This window comes from Pedobacter sp., assembly GCF_965227205.1.
GTDB lineage: Bacteria > Bacteroidota > Bacteroidia > Sphingobacteriales > Sphingobacteriaceae > Pedobacter.
On sequence record NZ_OZ245727.1, the window covers coordinates 3,700,153 to 3,722,905 of the forward strand.

Here is a 22,753-nt window from a genome sequence, read left to right on the forward strand (position 1 = left end):
ACCTTCTTTAGCTTTAAGTTTATTGATTAAAATTGTCCATCATATTTTAGTTTTAGAACTCGGCTGCTTTTGAGGTTTACCAAAAAATGCAGCCGATTTTAATTTTATCTAACCAAATTGTATGAAATTACTCATTTCCCTACTGCTTTCTATCTTTTGCTTTACAGCTAGTGCAGTTGAAATTAAGCCGGATTATATAGTAGCTAACGACGGAACAGGTAATTTCAAAACTGTTCAGGAGGCAATAAATGCGGTGCCTGATTTTAGGAACAAGCAAACCGTTATTTTCATAAAAAAAGGAACATATAAAGAGAAGCTGATTCTGGCAGGCTCAAAGAAGAATGTTAAATTTATTGGAGAAGATTTAAGAAAAACGATTTTAACCTATGATGATTTTGCTCAAAAAAAGAATGTTTTCGGCGAGGAAAAAGGAACTTCGGGCTCATCTAGTTTTTATATTTATGGAGAAGGTTTTTCTGCTGAAAATTTGACGTTTGAAAATTCTGCTGGCCCGGTTGGTCAGGCTGTTGCTGTTTGGTCAGGTGGCGACAAATCTACATTCATAAATTGTCGTTTTTTAGGTTTTCAAGATACTTTATACACCTACGGAGGTAATAATCGCCAGTATTATAAAAACTGCTACATTGAAGGAACCGTAGATTATATTTTTGGAGCAGCAACGGCCTGGTTCGAAAACTGCACCTTATTTTGCAAAAAAGCAGGGTATATTTCTGCCGCATCCACCGCTGATACAACAAAATTTGGCCACGTTTTTAATAAATGCAAAATAATTGGAGATGCTCCGAATAACAGCTTTTACTTAGGCCGTCCGTGGCGTCCGTATGCAAAAGTGGCTTTCTTAAATTGTGAATTATCAGCAGTTATTAAACCCGAAGGCTGGAACAACTGGGGCAAAGATAGTAATGAAAAAACTGCTTATTATGCTGAGTACAATAATAGCGGAGCAGGCTCAAAATCGAACTCAAGAGTAAAATGGGCGCATCAATTAACCCAACAAGAATTTGAGTTATATACTTTGGAAAACGTTTTCCGAGGATGGATACCGGAGGCCAAATAAAACAACAAATCTCTTATTTACAGACACTTAATACTAATCAACACTGCCTTTATGCCATTTTCTTTGGCAACGATTGCATAGATTTCTCTTCGATTTTAGCAGTAAACACCGTACACTTGTTTATTAACAACCAAGTATATTTTAACTGAGCAACTAATGAAACATAATTCTGGTCGTCTGAACCAATTTAAAGGGCTATTATTTACAGCCATTTTGTTTTCTGCAAGCATAGCAGGAGCTCAAAATCAAAAGTTACCAACCATCCAACAAGTTAAGTTTAAAAAAGATACAATAAGCATTGCAAATTTTGGTGCCAAAGGCGATGGCGTTACCTTAAATACACAAAGCATTAACAAGGCGATTTCGGCAATGAACCAAAAAGGTGGCGGCGTGGTTTTAATTCCCTCTGGCTTATGGTTAACAGGCCCAATTGAACTAAAAAGCAACGTTAACTTACACATAAAACGTGATGCAATTTTGCAGTTTACGGCAGATTTTAATCAATATAAACTGGTTCAGGGAAACTGGGAAGGGCAGCCTGCCTGGAGAAACCAAAGCCCGATATCAGGTACCAACCTGGAAAACATTGCAATTACAGGAACCGGAATTATCGATGGAAACGGTGGTGCTTGGCGAATGGTTAAAAAAGATAAGTTAACAGAGTCTCAATGGAAAAACCTTACCTCATCAGGTGGTTCGGTTAGTGATGATGGAAAACTATGGTATCCCTCAGAGAAAACGGTTAAAGGCTCTAAGACTAAAAATGCGGGAGTAATTGTGCCAGGCAAAACAGCCGCCGATTACGAAGACATTAAAGATTTTCTTCGTCCAAATTTATTGGTATTAACAAACTGCAAAAAGATTCTTTTAGAAGGCGTTACTTTTCAAAATTCACCTGCATGGAACCTGCATCCACTGCTTTGCGAAGATTTGACTTTGAGAAATCTACAAGTTAAAAATCCATGGTTTGCTCAAAATGGTGATGGTGTTGATGTAGAATCTTGCAAAAACGTACTGATTGAAGGCAGCACTTTTGATGTTGGTGATGACGGCATCTGTATTAAATCTGGTAGAGATGAAGCAGGCCGCAAACGTGGTGTGCCGACAGAAAATGTAATTATTAGAAATAATGTTGTTTACCATGCCCACGGTGGCTTTGTAATTGGCAGCGAAATGAGTGGAGGTGCTAAAAACATTTGGGTTTACGATTGCTCGTTTATTGGTACCGATATTGGTTTACGCTTTAAAACAGCCCGCGGACGAGGTGGCGTTGTAGAAAATATTTATGTTGATAGAATTAACATGATTGATATTCCGGGCGAAGCAATTCTTTTCGATATGTATTATGCTGCGCAAGACCCAATTGTGCTTGCTGGCGAAAAACGCGAAGCGATTAAAACTGTAACCGTTCCCGTAACAGAGGCTACGCCACAATTTAAAAATATGTACATCAAAAATGTTGTGGCAAATGGTGCTGAAAAAGCAATATTTTTTAGAGGATTACCTGAAATGAATATTAAAGATATCTATTTGGAGAATGTAACCATTCAAGCTAAAAAAGGTATCGAAATCATCGAAGCAACAGGCATTTCTTTAAAAAATGTAAATGTTATCACTGCAGATACAAATCCGATTATATATATCCAAAATGCAAGCAATGTAAACATTAGCGGATTGCAATATAAAAACGGCGCTGAACTTTTATTCAACATCAACGGAGAAAAAACCAAAGCTGTTAAAGTAAACGGAACGGATGTATCAAAAGCAAAGAAAACATCAACCTTTGGCGAAGAAGTAAATAAATCGGTATTAGAAATTTCTAAATAATTTAAAAATGAGATTATCTATTTTATATACAACGGTTGTATCAATTGGCTTAAGCATTTTATCTATAAATGGTTTTGCTCAAAAAAAACTTTCTGAACAGCTTACATTAACTGCAATGGAAAAGCTTTTTCAAGACACAACCGTTTTGAAAACAGCAAAAGGACCAAGATGGAGTTATGATATGGGCGTTGTTTTAGAAGGAGCAGCAGCGGTTTGGAGAAACACAGGAAATGGCGATTATTTTAAATACATCCAATATTCTATGGATGCTTATTTGGATAAAGATGGCAACATAAAAACATACAAAGCAGAAGATTTTAACATCGACAACGTAAAAAACGGTCGTGCTTTATTATTGCTTTATAAAGTTACCGGGCAGCAGAAATACTTACTAGCTGCAACAAAATTATACGATCAGTTACAGCAACAACCCCGTACCAAAGAAGGTGGTTTTTGGCATAAAAAAATCTATCCAAACCAAATGTGGCTGGATGGATTATACATGGCCGAGCCATTTTATGCAGAGTATGCAACATTGATAAAAAAAGATGCTGCATTTGATGACATTGCCAATCAGTTTATCTGGATGGAAAAAAATGCCAGAGATTCAAAAACGGGTTTACTTTACCACGGTTGGGATGAAAGTCGCGAAGAAAAATGGGCGGATAAAACAACTGGAAAATCGCCAAATTTTTGGGGCAGAGCAATGGGCTGGTACATAATGTCCCTTGTTGATGTTTTAGATTACTTCCCAAAAAATCATCCAAAATATAATGAGTTGGTAGCCATTTTAAATCGTACAGCTACTGTAACGGTTAAATACCAAGATGCAAAATCGGGTGTTTGGTTCGATATTTTAGATATGCCGAAGCGTGAAGGAAATTATTTGGAATCATCAGCATCGAGCATGTTTGTTTATGGCTTAGCAAAAGGTGTTAGAAAAGGATGGTTACCAAAAACCTTTACAGCAGCGGCTAGTAAAGGTTATGCAGGTTTAAAGAAAGAATTTATCGAACAAGCCGGAGCTGAAAGGGTTAATTTAACCAAAACGGTTTCTGTATCTGGTTTAGGTGGCAAACCGAAGTATCGTGATGGAAGTTTTGAATATTACATAAGTGAGAAGGTAATAACAAACGACCCAAAAGGTGTTGGTGCATTTATTTGTGCTTCGGCAGAAATGGAGATTGCAGCCTTACCAAAACCAGGCAAAGGTTTAAAGGTTACGGTTGATAACTTCTTTAACAACGAATACATGACTGGCCCAACAGGGAGCAAAATTCCTTTCCATTATTTATGGGATGAAGACGACAATAATGGTTTCTCTCTTTTCGGGAAAATATTTAACGATGCAGGCGTAGCAACTTCAACACTAAAAGTGGCACCAACAACTGCAAATTTAAAAGGTAGTAACATTTACATCATTGTAGATCCGGATACGGAAAAAGAAACCGCTGCACCAAATTACATGAATGCCGAACACGCGAAACAAATTAGCGAATGGGTAAAAGCAGGCGGTGTTTTGGTTTTGCTTTTAAATGATGTTGGAAATTGTGAAATCTCAAAATTTAATGTTTTGCCAGAAACTTTTGGCATTCACTTTAATGAGGATAGCCGAAATAAAGTTCAGGGATTAAATTTTGAGCAAGGCGCAATAAAAATCCCGGAAGGAAATACAATTTTCAAAACCGCTAAAAAAGTTTACATCAAAGAAATTTCGACCATAAAAGTTAGTAAACCTGCAACTTCTGCTTTAACTGATAATGGCGATGTAATCATCGCGACAGCAAAATACGGCAAAGGAACTGTTTTTGCAGTTGGCGATCCTTGGTTTTACAATGAATATATCGATGGAAGAAAATTACCCAAAGACTTAGAAAATTTTAAAGCAACTAACGATTTGGTAAACTGGTTAATTAAACAAGCTCAATCTAAATAATGATAAATAAATTAAAAATATTATCATCCCTCCTATTTAGTTTTTTACTAATGTCTTGTTATGCCCAAACTCGAACCGACTCCACTGCCGATAAGATGTTAGTCTATCAGCTGGAAAATGGTGGTTGGCCGAAGCAATTAGAAGATAAAAGTGTAGTAAATTATGGCTTACCATTAACTGAAGATTTGCTTTCTAAAATCAAAGCTACAACAATTGCACATGCAACTTTTGATAATAAGGCAACAAGTAGAGAAATTGTTTATCTGATAAAAGCATACAACACAACTAAAAAACCAGAGTATTTAAAAGCTGTTGAAAAAGGTTTGGATTACGCTTTATCTGCACAAAATGCAAATGGCGGTTGGCCGCAATATTTCCCTGACAAAGCATTGTATCGTGCTCAAATAACATACAATGATGATGCAATGATTAATGTGCTGAACATTCTTCAAGATATTTCAACAAAATCAAACGGTTTTGATGCGGTTAATCAAAGCTATATTCCAAAAGCAGAATTGGCAGTAAAAAAAGGAATTGCTTGCATTTTAAAAACTCAGGTAAAGCAAAATGGAAATTTAACAATTTGGGCGGCTCAATACGGCAAAGATTCGATGTTACCTGCAAAAGCAAGAAATTTTGAGCCTGCATCTTTAAGTACGGCAGAATCTGTAAGCATTGTTAGATTTCTATTGCGTCTTCCAAAACCATCTCCAGAGATTAAGGAGTCGGTAGCCGCAGCAATTAAGTGGTTTGATAAATACAAAATTACAGGTTATAGATTTGAGCGCACAGCGGATTCAAAAACCAACAATAAAAGTGCTGTGCTAATTGCTGATGCGAACAGCACAGTTTGGGCTCGTTTTTATGATTTGGAAAAGAACACACCAATTTTCGGAGATAGAGATAACAGCATAAAACTTAAGCTAGAAGATTTATCACCTGAGCGTAGAAACGGTTATGCCTGGTACGGAAATTTTGCACAGAAATTATTAGATAAAGAATATCCAAAATGGTTAACCACCAACGGAACAAAATAATGTATAACTCGTCGTTGACGGCAAAATGAAAACAATGATTTTAAACAAAGAAAATTTAAAAAACATAAGCGCAGAAAACGTAAATATTCCTGCAGCAGAACTTTTAGAATTGCCTGAAAGAGTTATTCAATTTGGCACAGGTGTTTTACTTCGAGGCTTACCCGATTATTTTATTGATAAAGCCAATCGTAACGGAATTTTTAATGGCCGTGTTTTAGTTGTAAAATCTACTGCTAAAGGTGGTGCGGATGCTTTTTCTAAACAAGACAACCTTTACACGCTTTGCGTAAAGGGAATTGAAGATGGTAAAAATGTTGAAGAAAATACCATCAATTCTTCAATCAGCAGAGTATTATCTGCTTCGCAGGATTGGGCAGAAATTCTTAAAGCCGCTCATAATCCCGATTTGCAAGTTGTAATATCAAACACTACAGAAGTTGGTATTGTAGCAAGCGAGGATAAAATTACAGAAACACCTCCGCAATCTTTCCCGGGTAAATTACTTGCTTTTTTACATGAGAGATTTACAGCATTTAATGGCTCTGCAGAAAGCGGAATGGTTATAGTGCCAACAGAATTAATTAGCGATAACGCCGATAAATTAAAAGACATTTTACTAAATCTTGCCATTCATAATAAACTAAGCTGGGATTTTCAACAATGGTTAAAAACGGCAAATCATTTCTGCAAAACCTTGGTTGATAGAATTGTTCCTGGAAAACTTCCGGCAGAAGCTCAGGAATCAATTGAAAAAGAATTGGGTTATAGCGATGAACTTATGATTATGGCAGAACCTTTCCGTTTGTGGGCAATCGAATCATCAAGTGAAAGGGTAAAAGAAATTTTATCGTTTGCAAAAGCTGATAAAGGAATTTTCATCGTTCCATCAATCAATAAATTTAAAGAATTAAAACTTCGTTTGCTTAATGGTACGCACACTTTTAGTTGTGGCTTAGCAATACTTTCGGGCTTTAATACCGTTAAAGAAGCAATGGCTGATGAAACTTTTGCCAATTATGTATCAAACTTAATGCAAGGCGAAATTGCCCATTCTTTAGAAAATGACGACATTACTTATAACGATGCAGTTGACTTTGCAAAGAGTGTAATCGATAGATTTAGCAATCCGTTTTTAGAGCACAAGTGGCAGGCAATAACTTTGAATTTCACTTCAAAAATGCAAATGCGCAACATGCCGCTAATTAGAAAATATTATAGTCAGAAAAACGAGGTGCCGCCATTAATGGCAGTTGGTTTAGCGGCTTATATTATTTTTATGAATACTGCAAAAGAAGGTGAAACATTTACCGCCAATGTAAACGACAAGAAGTTTGCTATTGATGATGAATTTGCACAAATTTTATTTGATTACTGGAAAAATCCTGAAACTGCGGTTGATAATATTTTAGGCGATAGACGTTTGTGGGATAAAAACCTGAACAACTACCCTGGCTTTAACGCAGCCATTAAAAATTACGTAGAATTATTACAAAATAAAGGTGCAAAAGAAACTTTAAGTAATTTGCATACAGAAAGAACACTTTAAAATGGTAACAAGAATTTTAAAAATTCACCCGAATGATAATGTATTAGTAGCCTTGCAAAATCTTGCAAAGGGAGAAACTATTATACACGATGGCCACGAATATATTTTACAAGATGATATTCAGGCAAAGCATAAGTTTTTTATGCAGGATATGAATGCAGGCGACCACATCATTATGTATGGCGTATTGGTAGGAAAAGCGCAGCATTTTATTTTAAAAGGTGGTTTGATGGATACTGAAAACACTAAACATGCTTCAGATCCTTTCGAGTTTCGCCCTTATCACTACGAATGGCATGCACCGGATGTTTCTAAATTTGAGGGCAAAACTTTTAACGGTTATATCCGCAACGATGGCAGAGTTGGAACAGCAAATTATTGGTTGTTTATCCCTACCGTATTTTGCGAAAACCGTAACCTTGATGTAATCAGAGAAGCATTACATAATGAATTAGGTTATGCTGTTACCGATAAATACAAAACTTATACGCACCATCTTGTAGAAGCTTACAAAAATGGCGAAAGCCTAAGCGAAGCGGATAGCAATTCTATCGCTCAGGCAAATCATGTTTCCAATAGAATTTTTAAAAACGTTGATGGAATAAAGTTCTTAAATCACCAAGGTGGTTGTGGTGGTACACGCCAGGATGCGGCTGTTTTAAGCAAACTTTTAGCCTCTTATGCAGATCATCCTAACGTTGCAGGCGTAACGGTTTTAAGCTTAGGCTGCCAGAATTTACAGGTTCAGGATTTTGTAAACGATTTAAAGTTACGCAGCCCTAATTTTGATAAGCCACTATTTATTTTTGAGCAACAACAATCGCAAAGCGAAGAACAACTTGTAAAAGAAGCTATCCGCAAAACCTTTGTTGGCTTAACAGAGATTAATAAATTCGAGCGTCAACCTGCGCCTCTGAACAAATTAGTATTAGGCGTTAAATGTGGTGGTAGCGATGGTTTTAGCGGTATTAGCGCAAATCCTGCGGTTGGCTATACTTCAGATTTATTGGTTGCACTTGGTGGTACAGTATTATTGGCAGAGTTTCCCGAATTATGTGGTGCAGAACAACAACTTATTGATAGAACCAAAGATGAAACAGCAGCCCGTAAGTTTATTCAATTAATGACAAGCTACAACCAAGCTGCTGAAAATGTTGGTTCAGGATTTTTCATGAATCCATCTCCAGGAAATATTAAAGACGGATTAATTACTGACGCGATAAAAAGTACTGGAGCCGCAAAGAAAGGTGGTACATCTCCAGTAGAAGACGTTTTAGATTATACCGAACCTGCAACTAAACCGGGCCTAAATCTGGTTTGCACACCAGGAAACGATGTTGAAGCAACCACTGGTAAAGCAGCATCAGGCGCTACACTTATTTTATTTACTACTGGATTAGGTACACCAACCGGAAACCCGGTTTGTCCAACAATTAAGGTTGCTACTAATAATGCACTTACTAAACGAATGAGCGATATTATTGATATCAATTGCGGTCCTGTGATAGAGGGTGAAAAAACCATCGAGGAGATGGGAGAGGATATTTTAGAGTATTGTATTAAAGCAGCAAGCGGTGAAGTTATCCCTAAAGCAGTTTTACTTAACCAGGATGATTTTATCCCTTGGAAAAGAGGGGTTAGTTTATAATCAAGCAATCACTCAAAAAACAGAATAGACAAAACAAATATATAATTACAAAATAATAGATTTTAGCAATAAACTTTTGTTGCGCTAAAACATCTTAAATATATTGAGCATGAAACCTTTTTTAGATGATAATTTCCTTTTAGAAACTAAGACTGCGGAAAAGTTATATCACGACTTTGCAAAAGCTTTACCTATAATTGATTACCACAACCATTTAATACCTGAGCAAATTGCAAACGATGTTCAATTTGAAAATATAAGTCAGGTTTGGCTTGCGGGCGACCATTACAAGTGGAGAGCAATGCGTGCAAATGGCGTAGATGAAAAATTTATTACAGGTGCTGGTTCTGATTTTGAAAAATTTGAAAAATGGGCAGAAACTGTTCCTTATACGTTAAGAAATCCATTATATCATTGGACACACCTAGAACTACAACGCTATTTTGGTATAAATGATTTGCTAACCGGCAAAACTGCTCAAAAGATTTTTGATGAATGTTCGGCTAAACTGCAAACACCAGAGTTTTCTGTTAGAGGTTTGCTCGCTAAAATGAATGTTGAAGCGGTTTGCACGACAGACGATCCTTTGGATAGTTTGAATTTTCATCAGCAATTAGCAAATGAAAGTGCTAAACTAAAAATGTTGCCTGCATTTCGTCCGGACAAGGCAATGAATAGCGATGATGTTTCGGGCTTAAATGAATATATCGATAAGTTAGAAAAGGTTGTTAATAAAAGCATCAGCGGTTTTCAGGATTATATTGATGCTTTAAAAAGCAGACATGATTACTTTAATGAAAATGGCTGTTCGGTTTCAGATCATGGTTTAGAGCAAATTTATGCTGAAGATTATACCGCTACGGAAATTTCATCAATTTTTGATAAAATCAGAAGCAAACAAAATATCTCTTATGAGGAAAATCTGAAATTTAAATCAGCTATGCTGGTTTATTTTGCAGAATGGGATCATGAAAAAGGCTGGGTTCAGCAATACCATTTAGGTGCGTTAAGAAATAATAATGCAAGAATGCTGAGCAAGCTCGGTCCGGATACAGGTTGGGATTCAATTGGTGATTTTAGCCAGGCTAGAATGCTTTCAAAATTTTTAAACCGTTTAGATACTCAGGATAAACTTGCTAAAACTATTATCTATAATTTAAACCCGGCAGATAATGAATTAATTGCAACGATGATTGGCAATTTTAATGATGGTTCTGTTGCTGGTAAAGTTCAATTTGGTTCTGCCTGGTGGTTTTTAGATCAAAAAGACGGCATGATTAAACAACTTAATGCATTATCAAATATGGGGCTATTAAGTCGCTTGGTTGGTATGTTAACAGATTCAAGAAGTTTTCTTTCTTTCCCTCGTCACGAATATTTCAGAAGAATAGTTTGTAACCTTTTCGGAACCGATGTTGAGAACGGAGAATTACCAAACGACATCGAATGGATTGGCAAGATAGTTCAGGATATTTCGTATTTTAACGCAAAAAATTACTTTAAATTTTAACCAAAATCAGGCTTTTTAAATGAAAACTATTCGAATCAAATCGTTTCAATCGTTTTCCTTAAGTTTCTATTGCAGCTATGAAAATAGCGCTAAATATGCCGATTAAACAGAAAAATGAGCAACCCGATATCATCTTCATTAAAAAAAGGAGAAAAAGTTTTAAGTTTTGGCGAATTACTTTTACGCATTTGCCCTGACATGGATGGACAATGGCTTAAAGAAAATATACTGCCATTTTACATTGGTGGTGCAGAGCTAAATGTTGCTACTGCACTTGCTTTGTGGAATGTTCCATCGGCTTACTTATCGGCTGTGCCAAAAAATTCTGTTACGAATGAAATTATTGATTACCTGAATAATAAAAACGTAGATACTAAGCCAATGGTTTATCATGGCGAAAGATTGGGTTTATATTATTTACCAAAAGGAAAAGATTTAAAAAACGCTGGCGTAATTTACGATAGAGCAAACTCTGCATATGCAACCTTGAAAACAGGCCAGATTAATTGGGATGAAGTTTTTGAAGGCGTAACCTGGTTTCATTTTAGTGCAATTTGCCCGGCGATAAACCAGGGTGTTGCCGATGTTTGCCTTGAAGCTTTAAAAGTTGCGCAATCAAAAAATATTACCATTTCTCTTGATTTGAATTATCGCTCTAAACTTTGGAAATACGGCAAAGAACCCATTGAAGTTTTGCCAGAACTTGCCAAATATTGCACTTTAATTATGGGCAATGTTTGGGCTGCAAACAAAATGTTAGGCACAGCCTTGCATGATGATTTAAAACCTGCTGAAGGTTACGAAAAAGAAACACTTTTACAGCAAGCTGTTGATACTTCAAAAGAAATAATTAACAATTTCCCATCCTGTAAAGCGGTTGCAAATACTTTTCGGTTTGATAATGGGAAAGGCATTAGATATTACACAGCAATTTATACCAATAACGAGTTAACGGTATCAGCAGAATATATTTCTGAAGAAATTTTAGATAAAGTTGGTAGCGGAGATTGCTTTATGGGTGGTTTGATATATGGTTTTTACAATAACCGCAGCATACAAGAAACTTTAGATTTTGCTACAGCTGCCGCTTACGATAAATTATATATCCCAAGTGATGCGACAACAAGTACTGTAACCGATATAGAACAAAGAATTATAAGAAATGATAAGCAACAAGCATAAAATTTTAGATGCCATTTTAGAGCAAGGTATGTTACCACTTTTCTATCAAGATAGCGAAGATGGTAGTGTAGAAATCTTGCGTACGCTTTATAAAGCTGGTGTTCGCGTTTTTGAGTATACAAATCGCGGTAAATCGGCTTTGCCAAATTTTAAAAAGCTAAAAGAAATCCGCGATGCGGAAATGCCTGATTTATATTTAGGCATTGGCACCATAAAAACGCCTGCCGATGCAAATGCATTTATTGAGGCCGGAACCGATTTTATTGTTGCGCCAATTGTTAATCCTGCGGTTGCAGAAATTGCCAATAAAATAGGTATGCTTTGGATTCCAGGATGTATGACGCCAACGGAAATCAGCGTTGCACAAGAGCATAAGGCGATGTTAATTAAAATTTTCCCAGCCAATATTCTTGGTCCAGAATTTATTTCATCTATTAAAGATTTATTTGCCGGCCAACTTTTTATGCCAACTGGTGGCGTAGAAATTAATTTAGACAACCTGAAAACCTGGTTTAAGTCTGGAGTTTGCGCTGTTGGAATGGGTAGTAAATTAATTAGTAAGGATGTTATGAGCAAAGGTCTTTACGATGATTTATTTGAAAACACAAAACTTGCGCTTGATTTGATTCAACAAAGCAAATAACTAAAACATACCTAACCGAAATGAGCCAACCAAAAACAAGTAAGTACAGATGGAATATATGTTTGCTTCTGTTTCTTGCTACAACCATAAATTATTTAGATAGACAGGTACTTTCACTAACGTGGACAGATTTTATCAAGCCAGAATTTCATTGGGATAATAATGATTATGGCAATATTACAGCGCTATTTTCTATCTTTTATGCAATTTCTATGCTTTTTGCAGGCAGATTGGTTGATAAATTAGATACAAAAAAAGGCTTTTTATGGGCCATTGGAGTTTGGTCGGTGGGTGCATGTTTACACGCCTTTTGTGGTATTGCAACTGCAGGAATTGTATCGGGGAACTGGTTTGTTGGTTTTGAAGGTGCTAAAGAAGCAATTGCTTTAGTCAACAATACCGGCATGGTAGTTTCAGTTAGTGTTGCGCTTTTCATTTTTGCCCGTTTTGTTTTAGCTGTTGGAGAAGCCGGAAATTTCCCTGCTGCAATTAAAGCTACTGCAGAGTATTTCCCAAAGAAAGATCGTGCTTTTGCTACCAGTATTTTCAACGCAGGAGCAACTGTTGGTGCACTAGCTGCTCCTATAACAATCCCTTTTATTGCAAGAGCTTACGGTTGGGAAATGTCGTTTATCATTATTGGCGCATTGGGGTTTGTTTGGATGGGTTTTTGGGTATTTGTGTATGATAAACCAGAAGTACATAAAAGGGTAAGTGCAGAAGAACTTGCATACATACAGCAAGATTTAATTGCGGATAGAAAACTTGCTAATTACGTAGAAGAAACCAAAGAAAAAGTTTCATTTACTGATGTTTTTAAATTTAAACAAACTTGGGCATTTGCGCTTGGTAAGTTTATGACAGATGGTGTATGGTGGTTCTTTCTATTCTGGACACCCGCATATTTAAAATCTGTGTACGGAATGGATTCTACAACAAGTGCATTGCCTTTGTTTGTATTGTATATGATTACTTTATTATCAATAATCGGAGGCTGGCTTCCAACCTATTTTGTTGATAAGAAAGGTATGAACCCTTATGAAGGTAGAATGAAAGCAATGTTAATCTTTGCCTTTTTCCCTCTTTTGGCTTTGCTTGCACAACCATTGGGTCATATTACGTATTGGATTCCTGTAATAATAATTGGCATTTCTGGTGCAGCGCACCAAGCTTGGTCTGCAAATATCTTTTCAACTGTTGGTGATATGTTTCCGAAGAAAGCCATTGCTACAATTACAGGAATTGGGGGTATGGCTGGTGGTATTGGTGCTTTTATAATCAACAAAGGCTCAGGTGTACTTTTTGATTATACAGGAAAAAACTCAATTGTTTTTATGGGCTTTAAAGGTGAAGAAGCAGGCTATTTCATTATATTTTCAATCTGTGCCGTTTGTTATTTAATCGGCTGGACAGTTATGAAAACTTTAGTGCCAAAATATAAAGTTATCGAGTTAAAATAATCTAATTTCTAGGTTTATCAATTTTATGATAAACATAAATAGAACCTCAAAGTAAACTAAACAGTAAATCTATACTTAAACTATAGATTTACAGAATTATAAACCTAACAATAAACCAAATTGAGCACAAACTTAAACCTCGAAAGTATTTTCGTTGATGAAAGCCAGATTCCGGAGGAATTTCGGCTTCATGAAGAAATAGAACAGAAAGAGTTTCTCTCTAATGGAGAAATGAAAACCTGGAACGGACCATTTAACGAAGTTTTTTCGCCTGTATGCGTTAAAACACCTAATGGCTTAAAGCGTAAGCGCATTGGTAGTTTCCCGGTTTGTACCGAAAAAGAATCTACTGAAGCGCTTGATGCAGCAGTTGCAGCTTATGATAATGGCCGCGGGCAATGGCCTACTATGAGCGTGGCAGATCGCATTAGTTGCGTAGAAAACTTCACCCATAAAATGATTGAGCAAAAAGAAATTGTTGCGAAGTTAATTATGTGGGAAATAGGGAAATCATACGCTGATTCTATCAAAGAATTTGATCGTACCGTAGAATACATTTACGCAACAATTGATGCACTAAAAGATATCGACAGACAATCTTCCCGTTTTGAGATTGAACAAGGCATTGTCGCTCAGGTTCGTCGTTCTCCTTTAGGTGTTGTGCTTTGTATGGGGCCATTTAATTATCCTTTAAATGAAACCTTTACTACCTTGATTCCGGCTTTGATTATGGGCAACACGCTCCTTTTCAAACCACCTAAACATGGTACATTATTACATTATCCATTACTAGAGGCTTTTCGTTCAAGCTTTCCAAAAGGTGTTGTTAATACAATTTATGGAAGAGGAAATACGATTGTACCTGGATTAATGAAATCGGGCAAGGTAAATGTTTTAACCTTAATTGGGTCGAGCAAGGTTGCGAATGAGTTGAAAAAACTTCACCCTAAAGTAAACCGTTTAAGGGCAATTTTAGGTTTGGATGCTAAAAACGCTGCAATTATTACTAAAGATGCAGATTTAGATTTAGCAGTTTCTGAAACCGTTTTAGGTTCATTATCTTTTAACGGACAACGTTGTACCGCAATCAAAATTGTTTATGTTCACCGCAGCTTGGCGCAAGAATTTTTAAAACGTTTATCAGCAGAAGTTGAAAAATTAAAATTTGGTATGCCTTGGGAAAAAGGAGTTGCTTTAACGCCACTTCCAGAGTTAAACAAACCAGAATATTTAAAAGAATGTATTGATGATGCAGTAGCTCATGGCGCTAAAGTTGTTAATAAAAACGGCGGACAAACTTTAGAAACATTTGTATTTCCAGCAGTTGTTTACCCGGTTAACAGCAACATGAAGTTATATCGCGAAGAACAGTTTGGTCCGGTAATTCCGGTTGTTCCGTTTGATGATTTGGAAGAACCTATTGAATATTTAATTGGCTCACCACACGGACAACAAGTTAGTATTTTCAGCAATAATGCAGCAGTAATTTCATCGCTTATCGATCCTTTGGTTAACCAAGTAAGCAGAGTAAATGTAAATTGCCAATGCCAACGCGGACCAGATGTTTTTCCTTTTACGGGAAGAAAAGATAGCGCCGAAGGAACCTTATCTGTTGTAGATGCATTGCGTTCGTTTTCAATCAGATCATTAGTTGCTACTAAACTTACCGATAATAATAAAAAGTTATTGAATGAGATTGTGAGTGGTGATGATTCTAATTTCCTAAGTACGAAGTATATTTTCTAAGGAGATAAATTAAAGATAAGCCACAGATTGACAGATTTTAGAATAGAATCTGTTAATCTGTGGCTTTACTGTTTATTTCAACTTCTTCGCCAAGCTTAGCATTAATTCTTTAACACCTTCTACAACTAGACCTGCAATTGTTTTAGCACCATCCGGGCTTAAATGTGTATCATCTTTCTTTCCTGTCGGATAATTAACATGACCAGAATCAACGTAGTTAAAAAGTTTAATTGAAGATTTATCTCCGAGTTGGTTTAATAAATTTTCAGTTTTGAAAAGCATATCGATTAATGGCACTTTTAAAGAATCTGCCACTTGCCTGGTTGCATTAGGATAGCCACCATGCGTATCAACCAGTTTTCCATCCTTAAAACTTCGCCGCGAAATTGGCGTTAGCAAAACCGGAATAGCTTGTTTATCTCGTGTTTCTAATACATATTTAACCAGATTTGCTTTAAACTCAGTTAATGATGTTCCAATAGCTGGTCGGTCTATCTTCTCATCATTATGGCCAAATTCAATAAACACATAATCACCTGGCTGAAGTTTTTCGGTTATGGGTTTCCATTGATTTTCGTTTAAAAAAGATTTAGTACTTCTACCATTTAAAGCTCTGTTATCAACTACAACCGAATTTTTAAAAAAAGACTGAAGTTCCATTCCCCATCCAATTTCAGGATACGCTTGAGGCTTTTTATTCGCGGCAGTAGAATCGCCGATTATATAAATTGTTGTCTTCTTCTGAAACGAAAAAGACATCATCGCCAGTAAACCAACCAAACCATAAATTAAAATTTTCCTTGTATTACTTTTCAGGATTCCAGCCATCATTTCCCTTTAAAATATTTTGAACAGTATATTTTTTAGCTTCTTTTTTACTTAATTGTTTCGACCAATTAACTCTCTGGTTGGTTGCGGAGCCTTCGCCTGTATTTTCAAACTCTGCATAAAAAGTTGTTTTTTCCTTTTCAGGAAACATAGCATCACCTTTCCATGGATTCCATCCATCGACATTGATATGTTTACCTAACTCACAATAAAGAAAAACAGTTTTTGCATTCGGACGCCATGGTCTGCCAAGATAAGCCTTGGTAACATCTGCTTCAGCAATTAACTTACAGTGTAAAAACACAAAGCCAAATTGTTGAACTTTTAGTGTTGAAGCAGCAGTTATAAATGAATTTGTCAAATTTTTAATTGTACATCTATCAAAAACCACCGTGGCCGAGCCGAAAATAAAATCGGTTGTACCTTCTACATAACAATTAAAATAATATTGTCTGCTATTATCTGTGGCTAAATAAAGCGTATCCTGATTACCCAAAAAACTACAATTTATGGCAGAAAATCTATCGCCTTCAACATGTAAGGCTACAGCTTGTCCAACTCTTCCGGCTGTGTTTGCAATTGTTAAATTTTGAAAGGTTACATCATTAGCCAACACCTGCACCGTGTAAGATGTGAATGTAGAAAACTTTGCATTTCCAAATTCATCTTTACCAGCTGGGATAACTTTACCCGAATAATCATTATTGGTGATGATTGTTTTTTCTTTACTCTCTCCTACTAGTAGAATTTTAGTTTTCCATGATGGGATGATAAGTTTCTCGTTATAGATTCCGTTTTTAACAAAAATTTCAACTTCTTGTTCGCCCAAATCTCTAATAGAATTTACAGCCTCCTGGATGGTTTTATAATTGCCATTTCCGTTTACATCTACAATAATTTTTGAAGGGTAAGTTTTATTTTGTCCGCATAAATTATTGACTACAAATAGTGAAAGAAAAAATAGTAAAAATCTAATTCGAATAAATTCCATTATCAAAAATTGGCCTTTTTTAAAATTTCGTTTCAAAGAAAAAGGGCTAATAAAAATAGCCCTTTTTTCCAGATTAATTGTTTGTTAATAATTAATAGCCATATAACTGACCACCCAATTTTGGATTGGCATCTATAACCGATTGTGGCAATGGTAACAATTCACTTTTATTTGCGGTAAATGCAACGGCATAATATGCTAACAAAGTACTGTTAATAGTCGCTGGATTAACCCAGGCAACATTTGCAGAACCAGCTGGAGCTGTTGGAGATGGCGAATAGAAGGAATTAAGCCATACAACAGTTGCTTGATTTGGCGTGTAATACATTGTAGCAGGCAAATTAGCATAAGGTGCAGACCTTGTAGCCATTAAAGCTAAATTAGCCTTAGTTTCAGCAATTTTTGAAGCCAGCATATTCCATCTGATTAAATCATATTTACGAATACCTTCTCCACCAAATTCAAACTGACGTTCTCTAACGATAGCATTGAAGAAACCTGCATAATCTGAAGGTGTAGTTCCAATTAGTGAAGCCGTACCGCCAAAACCACGTACTCTTACCTGTTCGTATGCAGCTTTAGCTGCAGCAGTTGGACCTGCACTTAGTTCATTATCTACTTCAGCAAACATTAACAAAACGTCGGAGAAACGGATAATTGGCCAGTTAACACCGAAATATTGCGATGCACTTGTTAAAACAGATGGTGTTTGCCAATCTCTTCTAAATTTACCATCAAGCATGGTTACCATAGAACGTGGACGCAAAGTTAATTCCAGGTTATTATCGTAAGGTGCACAAGTAACATCTCTACGTCTATCGTTTGCATCAAAAGCATAAAAATAAGTTGGTAAAATGGTTAATGCCGCATTTCCCAAAGCTGTAGTACCAGGTGTTGCAACTGTAAATTGGCGAGGACCATTATAATATCCTAATTTACTATCACCAACGCCAGAACTTCCACCAGTCATACCAACTTCCCACAAAATTTCTCCGTTTGGTTCAAATCTATGCGCATTAAGTCCATCCTTAAAAACAGATTGAAAGCTTGAATTTAATTTATGATCGGCTCTGGCCATAATAATTGCACACTCATCTTTCGCAATCTGATAGAATGTTTTATAATCGGCATTACGCTTCATTGTTCTATCGCTACGTAGCGCATAACCACCTCTAAAAAGTGCATATCTTGCACGTAAAGCTCTAATTGCACCCTGACTTATTCTATCACTCGTAACTGAAGATTCTGTACGCCACGGCACCAACGGTGCAGCAACAGCAAGATCGCGAATAATGCGATTATAAATTGTATCTCTATCTGTTCTGCCGTTGTACGGGTCTGAAACATTAATAGATGATGTAAATTGAGCCGGAACATCGCCCCAGTTTCTAACCACTTCAAAATAAAACTGTGCTCTTAAAGTTAATGCTTCACCGTAAAGTCGCTTTAATTCTTTTTGATCTGCTGCACTACCATTTGTATAAGCATCCATTTTCGGGATGTTATCTATACAAATATTTGCACGTTCGATACCTGTGTACAATTGGTTAAATGGCCCTGCAAGTTGTGTGTTTGCTGGCTGAACGTTAAAGTGTGCAATATCTCTACGCTCATTATCTGGATAAGGTGTACCACCCTGCCCCATCATTTCATCGTTATCGTAAGGATAATACATACTCAAACGAATACCATAACCCTGGTCTCCTCCAAGTGCAGCATACGCCCCAAGCACAGCTTTTTGTGCATTGGTAACATTGCTAAAAACATAATCGTTTCCAAAGGATGAGATAGGCTCTACCTCTAAGAATTTTTTACAAGAAGAAACCGTAAAAAGTGTTGTGGTGATAAAAAGTCCACCTATAATTAATTTTAAGTTAGTTTTCATTTTGCTCAGTTTAAAGCGTAAAGTTTATACCAAAAATAAATGCTCTGCTACGGGGATATGCCGAATAATCTACACCTGGAGTTGTTCCATTTGAACGACGGGTATTTACTTCAGGGTCATAACCAGAATAGTTTGTAATTACCGCAAGGTTGTTAACCGTTGCATAAAAACGCATTCTGTTTATTTTGATTTTCTTTAATAAATCACTTGGCATGGTATAACCTAAAGTGATGTTATTAATTCTTAAGAAAGAACCATCCTCTACAGCATAAGAATTTACGAAGAAAGAACTATTGCTTGTTAATGGGCTCCAAAGTGTTGCGTTTGCATTAAGTGCCGCTAATTCTGTCGGGTCGGTAACAACAACACCTTGGTCGTTAACGTTTCTCCATCTGCCATTCATTGTTGCTAAAAGGTTACCGTTAGCCGTATAGCCACTTGTAAACTCAAGTTTATTTGCATTTAAAATATCATTACCAACCTGGAAATTCAAGAATACATTCAAATCCCAGTTTTTGTAAGTAAACGATTGATTGAAACCGCCTGTGAATTTTGGATTCGCATCACCAATAATGGTTCTGTCGTTTGTAATATCAACAACTCCATCGCCATTCAAATCTTTAAATTTGATAACACCTGGTTTCGGCGTTAATGATGTTACACTCGAATTGTTCGGAACGCCCGGTTTCAAGGTATAAACTCCATTTGCATAGTTAAAGTCTTCTATTTTGTAAAAACCATCATTTACTAAACCGTACATTTTACCAACTGCTTGTCCAACTGCAACCTGATAATCTGCCGGAACGTTTGTACCTGCCCATCCAGAATTTATTAGGAATGATTTTTGGTATTCGCCCAGGCTTTCAACTTTGTTTTTATTAAATGATATGTTGAAATTGGTAGACCAAGAGAAATTCTTTGTTTGTACCGGTGTTCCATTTATTTGAAATTCTATCCCTTTGTTACTTGTAGAACCAATGTTTTGAAGTTGAAATGCGTATCCACTTGTTGATGGGAATGGATTGTTAACTAAAAGGCCTTTGGTTTTGTTGCTGTAAACATCAAGAGAGAATTGTAATCTGTTATTTAAAAAACCTGCATCTAAACCAATATTTCTAGAGATGGTTGTTTCCCATTTTAAATTTGGATTTGCAAGTTCTGGTGCAACTAATGCAGTTACCAATGTGTTATTGATATCGTAAAAAGCTGTTGGCCTGAATTGAGTGGTGTACAGGAAATCGGCAATACGATTATTACCGGCTTCGCCATAACTCACTCTCAATTTCAAATCATTCATTTTGATTGCAGATTTGATTCCATCCATAAATTTCTCATCAGAAATTCTCCAGGCTAATGAACCTGATGGGAAATAGCCCCATTTATTTCCTTCAGCAAATTTCGAAGAACCATCGGCTCTCATACTCAATGTTAATAGGTATTTCTTATCAAATGAGTAATTAAGTCTTGTAAAAACAGAAAATAATCTTGCCGTTAAATCGCTAGAAGTTGCTGCACCAGCAGGTGTTGTTCCTAAAGCCATGTTTGATAAAGCACGTTCGGCAGTTATCCCGATAGGAAATAATCTGTTTTCGGTAAAGTAAGCCTGAACTTTATCCTGATAAAGCTCTTGCCCAACTAATGCATCAATGCTGTGGTGTTTGCTAAATTCCGATTTTGAACCTGAGTTTGTGTATGAAATTACGTTCGAGTTATTAATTGTTTGTCTGTTCGATGTACCGATAGAAGCAATAGGCTGTGAAGAACCTACAAGTCTTGATTCATTTGTAATAATATCATTAAAAATGTTGGTTCTGTTATTACTAAAATCTACACCTAAGGTACTTTTGAAAGATAAACCTTTATAAATTGTATAGTTAAAGTAGCCATTGAAGTTGGTAACATTGGTAAGTACTTTTTTATACTCCGCATCGTTTAGCAATAACGGATTTACTAAAGAAAGGCTATTTCCATTCGTTTCGCTGGCATAATCAGGGTCATAAGCATAAATATCCTGACCCTTAACCAGCAATGGTCTGTATTTTACAGCCTGGCGCAATCTGTTAAGCGATGATGAACCTTCGTTACTTGTACCTGCACCATTCACAACCGTGTTATTGTATCTAACATTAAAGCCAACTTTTAGCTTGTTGTTAAATTTATGGTCGAATTTAAAGTTGATTAATTTTCTGTCGAAGTCTGAAGCAAGCATAACGCCATCTTCGGTATTTGATGTTACACTTAAATTAAAAGTAGATTTTGCATCGCCACCCGTAACGCTTACATTATGCGTTTGCATTAAAGCATTTCTACCAAACAATTCTTCCTGCCAATCTACAAATGGCGTGCTTTTATAATTTTCTAAATCGGCAAAAGTTCCGTAGTAACCTGCGTACAAACTTTCACTCGTTGCATTACCTCGACTTGCTTCATATTGATATTTGACAAAATCGTAAGGATTCATTACATCAAGCTTGTTTGCAAGCTGTCTGATACCCGCCAAACCATTGTAAGTTATTGTGGTTTTCATCTCTTTACCGCCCTTTGTTGTAATTAAAACAACCCCATTTGCACCACGAGAACCGTAAATAGCAGTTGCTGACGCATCTTTTAAAACATCGATACTTTCAATATCCTGCGGAGATAAAACAGATAATGCATTTTCTACCTGAATACCATCAACTACATAAAGCGGCGTATTATCTTGAGTAATCGAACCACCACCACGAATTCTAATTTGAGCGCTTGCATTTGGTGTACCTTCAGAAACTGTTATCTGAACACCCGCTAAACGACCAGCAATTGACTCAGCAAGTGAGTTATTCGGAATATCCTTTAATTGTTTGGCTCCAACTGATGAAACTGAACCAGTTAAATCTCTACGATTTACGGTAGCATAACCAATTGCCACAACTTCATCTAACTCTGTAGAATTTGATTCAAGACTAACTTTTAAATTATTTTGGCTGCCGATGGTGATTTCTTTGCTTTTGTAACCGATGTAGTTAAACACCAATACAGCACCTTGATTTACTGAAATTGTGAATTTTCCGTTGTTATCGGTTTGTGTACCAGTCTTAGTTCCTTTTATTAAAACGCTCACACCTGGAATGGTTTCACCTCCTTCTTCTGATACCGTGCCAGAAACCGTTTTGGTTTGCCCTAGCGCAGTGCTGAAGTAAAAAGCAAATACACTAAAAAAGAGTAAAATTCTGCTCATAACTGTTGGTTGTTTGATATTTGGTTTTATTGATTGTGCAATTGCTTGCGTGTAGAATATTATTTCTAGTTACTGAAATATTCTGTACTAATATTTGGTTTTATGGTGTAACAATTTTACAAACTAAAAACGGCTTGAAATCAGATTTAACTAAAAAAGTGTGCAAACGTTCCCAAAAACGTACTTTTGACGTTTATTAAAAATCTCCTTAAAAAGCCT

Annotated in this window: 15 protein-coding genes; 11 read left to right on the forward strand and 4 right to left on the reverse strand. The window is 36.3% G+C overall.

Going from position 1 to position 22,753, the window contains the following annotated elements; genetic code table 11:
• The first annotated feature begins 121 nt into the window (after positions 1-121).
• The 11 genes from ACO05K_RS16000 to ACO05K_RS16050 all read left to right on the forward strand — a co-directional run bounded on the left by ACO05K_RS16000 (position 122) and on the right by ACO05K_RS16050 (position 15,613).
• Complete coding sequence (locus ACO05K_RS16000) at positions 122-1,078, forward strand: pectinesterase family protein (protein WP_421945432.1); 957 nt, start codon at positions 122-124, stop codon at positions 1,076-1,078.
• A gap of 156 nt (positions 1,079-1,234) precedes the next feature.
• Complete coding sequence (locus ACO05K_RS16005; protein WP_421945433.1) at positions 1,235-2,905, forward strand: glycoside hydrolase family 28 protein; 1,671 nt, start codon at positions 1,235-1,237, stop codon at positions 2,903-2,905.
• Between the two features lie 7 nt (positions 2,906-2,912).
• The gene (locus ACO05K_RS16010; protein WP_421945434.1) at positions 2,913-4,841 is read left to right on the forward strand and encodes a glycoside hydrolase family 88 protein; all 1,929 of its coding nucleotides are present in this window, start codon (positions 2,913-2,915) and stop codon (positions 4,839-4,841) included.
• Between the two features lie 95 nt (positions 4,842-4,936).
• Positions 4,937-5,878, forward strand: a complete 942-nt coding sequence (pelA, locus tag ACO05K_RS16015; RefSeq protein ID WP_421945435.1) for a pectate lyase — start codon at positions 4,937-4,939, stop codon at positions 5,876-5,878.
• A gap of 34 nt (positions 5,879-5,912) precedes the next feature.
• Complete coding sequence (locus ACO05K_RS16020) at positions 5,913-7,424, forward strand: tagaturonate reductase (protein WP_421945436.1); 1,512 nt, start codon at positions 5,913-5,915, stop codon at positions 7,422-7,424.
• Position 7,425: 1 nt separating this feature from the next.
• Positions 7,426-9,072 (forward strand): UxaA family hydrolase, encoded by a 1,647-nt coding sequence (locus ACO05K_RS16025; protein ID WP_421945437.1) that lies wholly within the window; start codon positions 7,426-7,428, stop codon positions 9,070-9,072.
• Positions 9,073-9,181: 109 nt separating this feature from the next.
• Complete coding sequence (gene uxaC, locus ACO05K_RS16030; protein ID WP_421945438.1) at positions 9,182-10,582, forward strand: glucuronate isomerase; 1,401 nt, start codon at positions 9,182-9,184, stop codon at positions 10,580-10,582.
• Positions 10,583-10,696: 114 nt separating this feature from the next.
• Entirely contained in the window at positions 10,697-11,764 is a 1,068-nt protein-coding gene (locus ACO05K_RS16035) for a PfkB family carbohydrate kinase (RefSeq protein WP_421945439.1), read from the forward strand.
• Positions 11,745-12,407 carry a bifunctional 4-hydroxy-2-oxoglutarate aldolase/2-dehydro-3-deoxy-phosphogluconate aldolase gene (locus tag ACO05K_RS16040; protein ID WP_421945440.1) on the forward strand — a complete coding sequence of 221 codons (663 nt, stop codon included), beginning with the start codon at positions 11,745-11,747 and terminating at the stop codon, positions 12,405-12,407. Before ACO05K_RS16035 ends, ACO05K_RS16040 begins: the two co-directional genes overlap by 20 nt.
• Positions 12,408-12,427: 20 nt before the next feature.
• On the forward strand, positions 12,428-13,867 hold the full coding sequence (locus ACO05K_RS16045; RefSeq protein ID WP_421945441.1) for an MFS transporter: 1,440 nt from the start codon (positions 12,428-12,430) through the stop codon (positions 13,865-13,867).
• Between the two features lie 120 nt (positions 13,868-13,987).
• Positions 13,988-15,613, forward strand: a complete 1,626-nt coding sequence (locus ACO05K_RS16050; RefSeq protein WP_421945442.1) for an NADP-dependent glyceraldehyde-3-phosphate dehydrogenase — start codon at positions 13,988-13,990, stop codon at positions 15,611-15,613.
• 72 nt (positions 15,614-15,685) lie between these two features.
• Here ACO05K_RS16050 and ACO05K_RS16055 read toward each other — a convergent pair whose 3' ends face one another.
• From ACO05K_RS16055 to ACO05K_RS16070, 4 genes are all read right to left on the reverse strand, one after another.
• Positions 15,686-16,444 (reverse strand): rhamnogalacturonan acetylesterase, encoded by a 759-nt coding sequence (locus tag ACO05K_RS16055; RefSeq protein WP_421945443.1) that lies wholly within the window; start codon positions 16,442-16,444, stop codon positions 15,686-15,688.
• A complete protein-coding gene (locus tag ACO05K_RS16060) occupies positions 16,419-17,432 on the reverse strand; it encodes a pectinesterase family protein (protein WP_421945444.1) in 1,014 nt (337 codons plus the stop codon). The genes ACO05K_RS16055 and ACO05K_RS16060 overlap by 26 nt, the downstream gene beginning before the upstream one ends.
• A gap of 91 nt (positions 17,433-17,523) precedes the next feature.
• Positions 17,524-19,317 carry a RagB/SusD family nutrient uptake outer membrane protein gene (locus ACO05K_RS16065; RefSeq protein WP_421945445.1) on the reverse strand — a complete coding sequence of 598 codons (1,794 nt, stop codon included), beginning with the start codon at positions 19,315-19,317 and terminating at the stop codon, positions 17,524-17,526.
• A 10-nt stretch (positions 19,318-19,327) separates the two neighbouring features.
• Positions 19,328-22,534, reverse strand: a complete 3,207-nt coding sequence (locus ACO05K_RS16070; RefSeq protein ID WP_421945446.1) for a SusC/RagA family TonB-linked outer membrane protein — start codon at positions 22,532-22,534, stop codon at positions 19,328-19,330.
• Between the last annotated feature and the right edge of the window lie 219 nt (positions 22,535-22,753).

Coding starts and splice junctions, on each gene's coding strand:
- ACO05K_RS16060 (WP_421945444.1), bottom strand. CDS start 17,432: ATGGAATTTATTCGAATTAGATTTTTACTATTTTTTCTTTCACTATTT.
- ACO05K_RS16005 (WP_421945433.1), top strand. CDS start 1,235: ATGAAACATAATTCTGGTCGTCTGAACCAATTTAAAGGGCTATTATTT.
- pelA (WP_421945435.1), top strand. CDS start 4,937: ATGTTAGTCTATCAGCTGGAAAATGGTGGTTGGCCGAAGCAATTAGAA.
- ACO05K_RS16020 (WP_421945436.1), top strand. CDS start 5,913: ATGATTTTAAACAAAGAAAATTTAAAAAACATAAGCGCAGAAAACGTA.
- ACO05K_RS16065 (WP_421945445.1), bottom strand. CDS start 19,317: ATGAAAACTAACTTAAAATTAATTATAGGTGGACTTTTTATCACCACA.
- ACO05K_RS16070 (WP_421945446.1), bottom strand. CDS start 22,534: ATGAGCAGAATTTTACTCTTTTTTAGTGTATTTGCTTTTTACTTCAGC.
- uxaC (WP_421945438.1), top strand. CDS start 9,182: ATGAAACCTTTTTTAGATGATAATTTCCTTTTAGAAACTAAGACTGCG.
- ACO05K_RS16025 (WP_421945437.1), top strand. CDS start 7,426: ATGGTAACAAGAATTTTAAAAATTCACCCGAATGATAATGTATTAGTA.
- ACO05K_RS16045 (WP_421945441.1), top strand. CDS start 12,428: ATGAGCCAACCAAAAACAAGTAAGTACAGATGGAATATATGTTTGCTT.
- ACO05K_RS16000 (WP_421945432.1), top strand. CDS start 122: ATGAAATTACTCATTTCCCTACTGCTTTCTATCTTTTGCTTTACAGCT.
- ACO05K_RS16035 (WP_421945439.1), top strand. CDS start 10,697: ATGAGCAACCCGATATCATCTTCATTAAAAAAAGGAGAAAAAGTTTTA.
- ACO05K_RS16055 (WP_421945443.1), bottom strand. CDS start 16,444: ATGATGGCTGGAATCCTGAAAAGTAATACAAGGAAAATTTTAATTTAT.
- ACO05K_RS16040 (WP_421945440.1), top strand. CDS start 11,745: ATGATAAGCAACAAGCATAAAATTTTAGATGCCATTTTAGAGCAAGGT.
- ACO05K_RS16010 (WP_421945434.1), top strand. CDS start 2,913: ATGAGATTATCTATTTTATATACAACGGTTGTATCAATTGGCTTAAGC.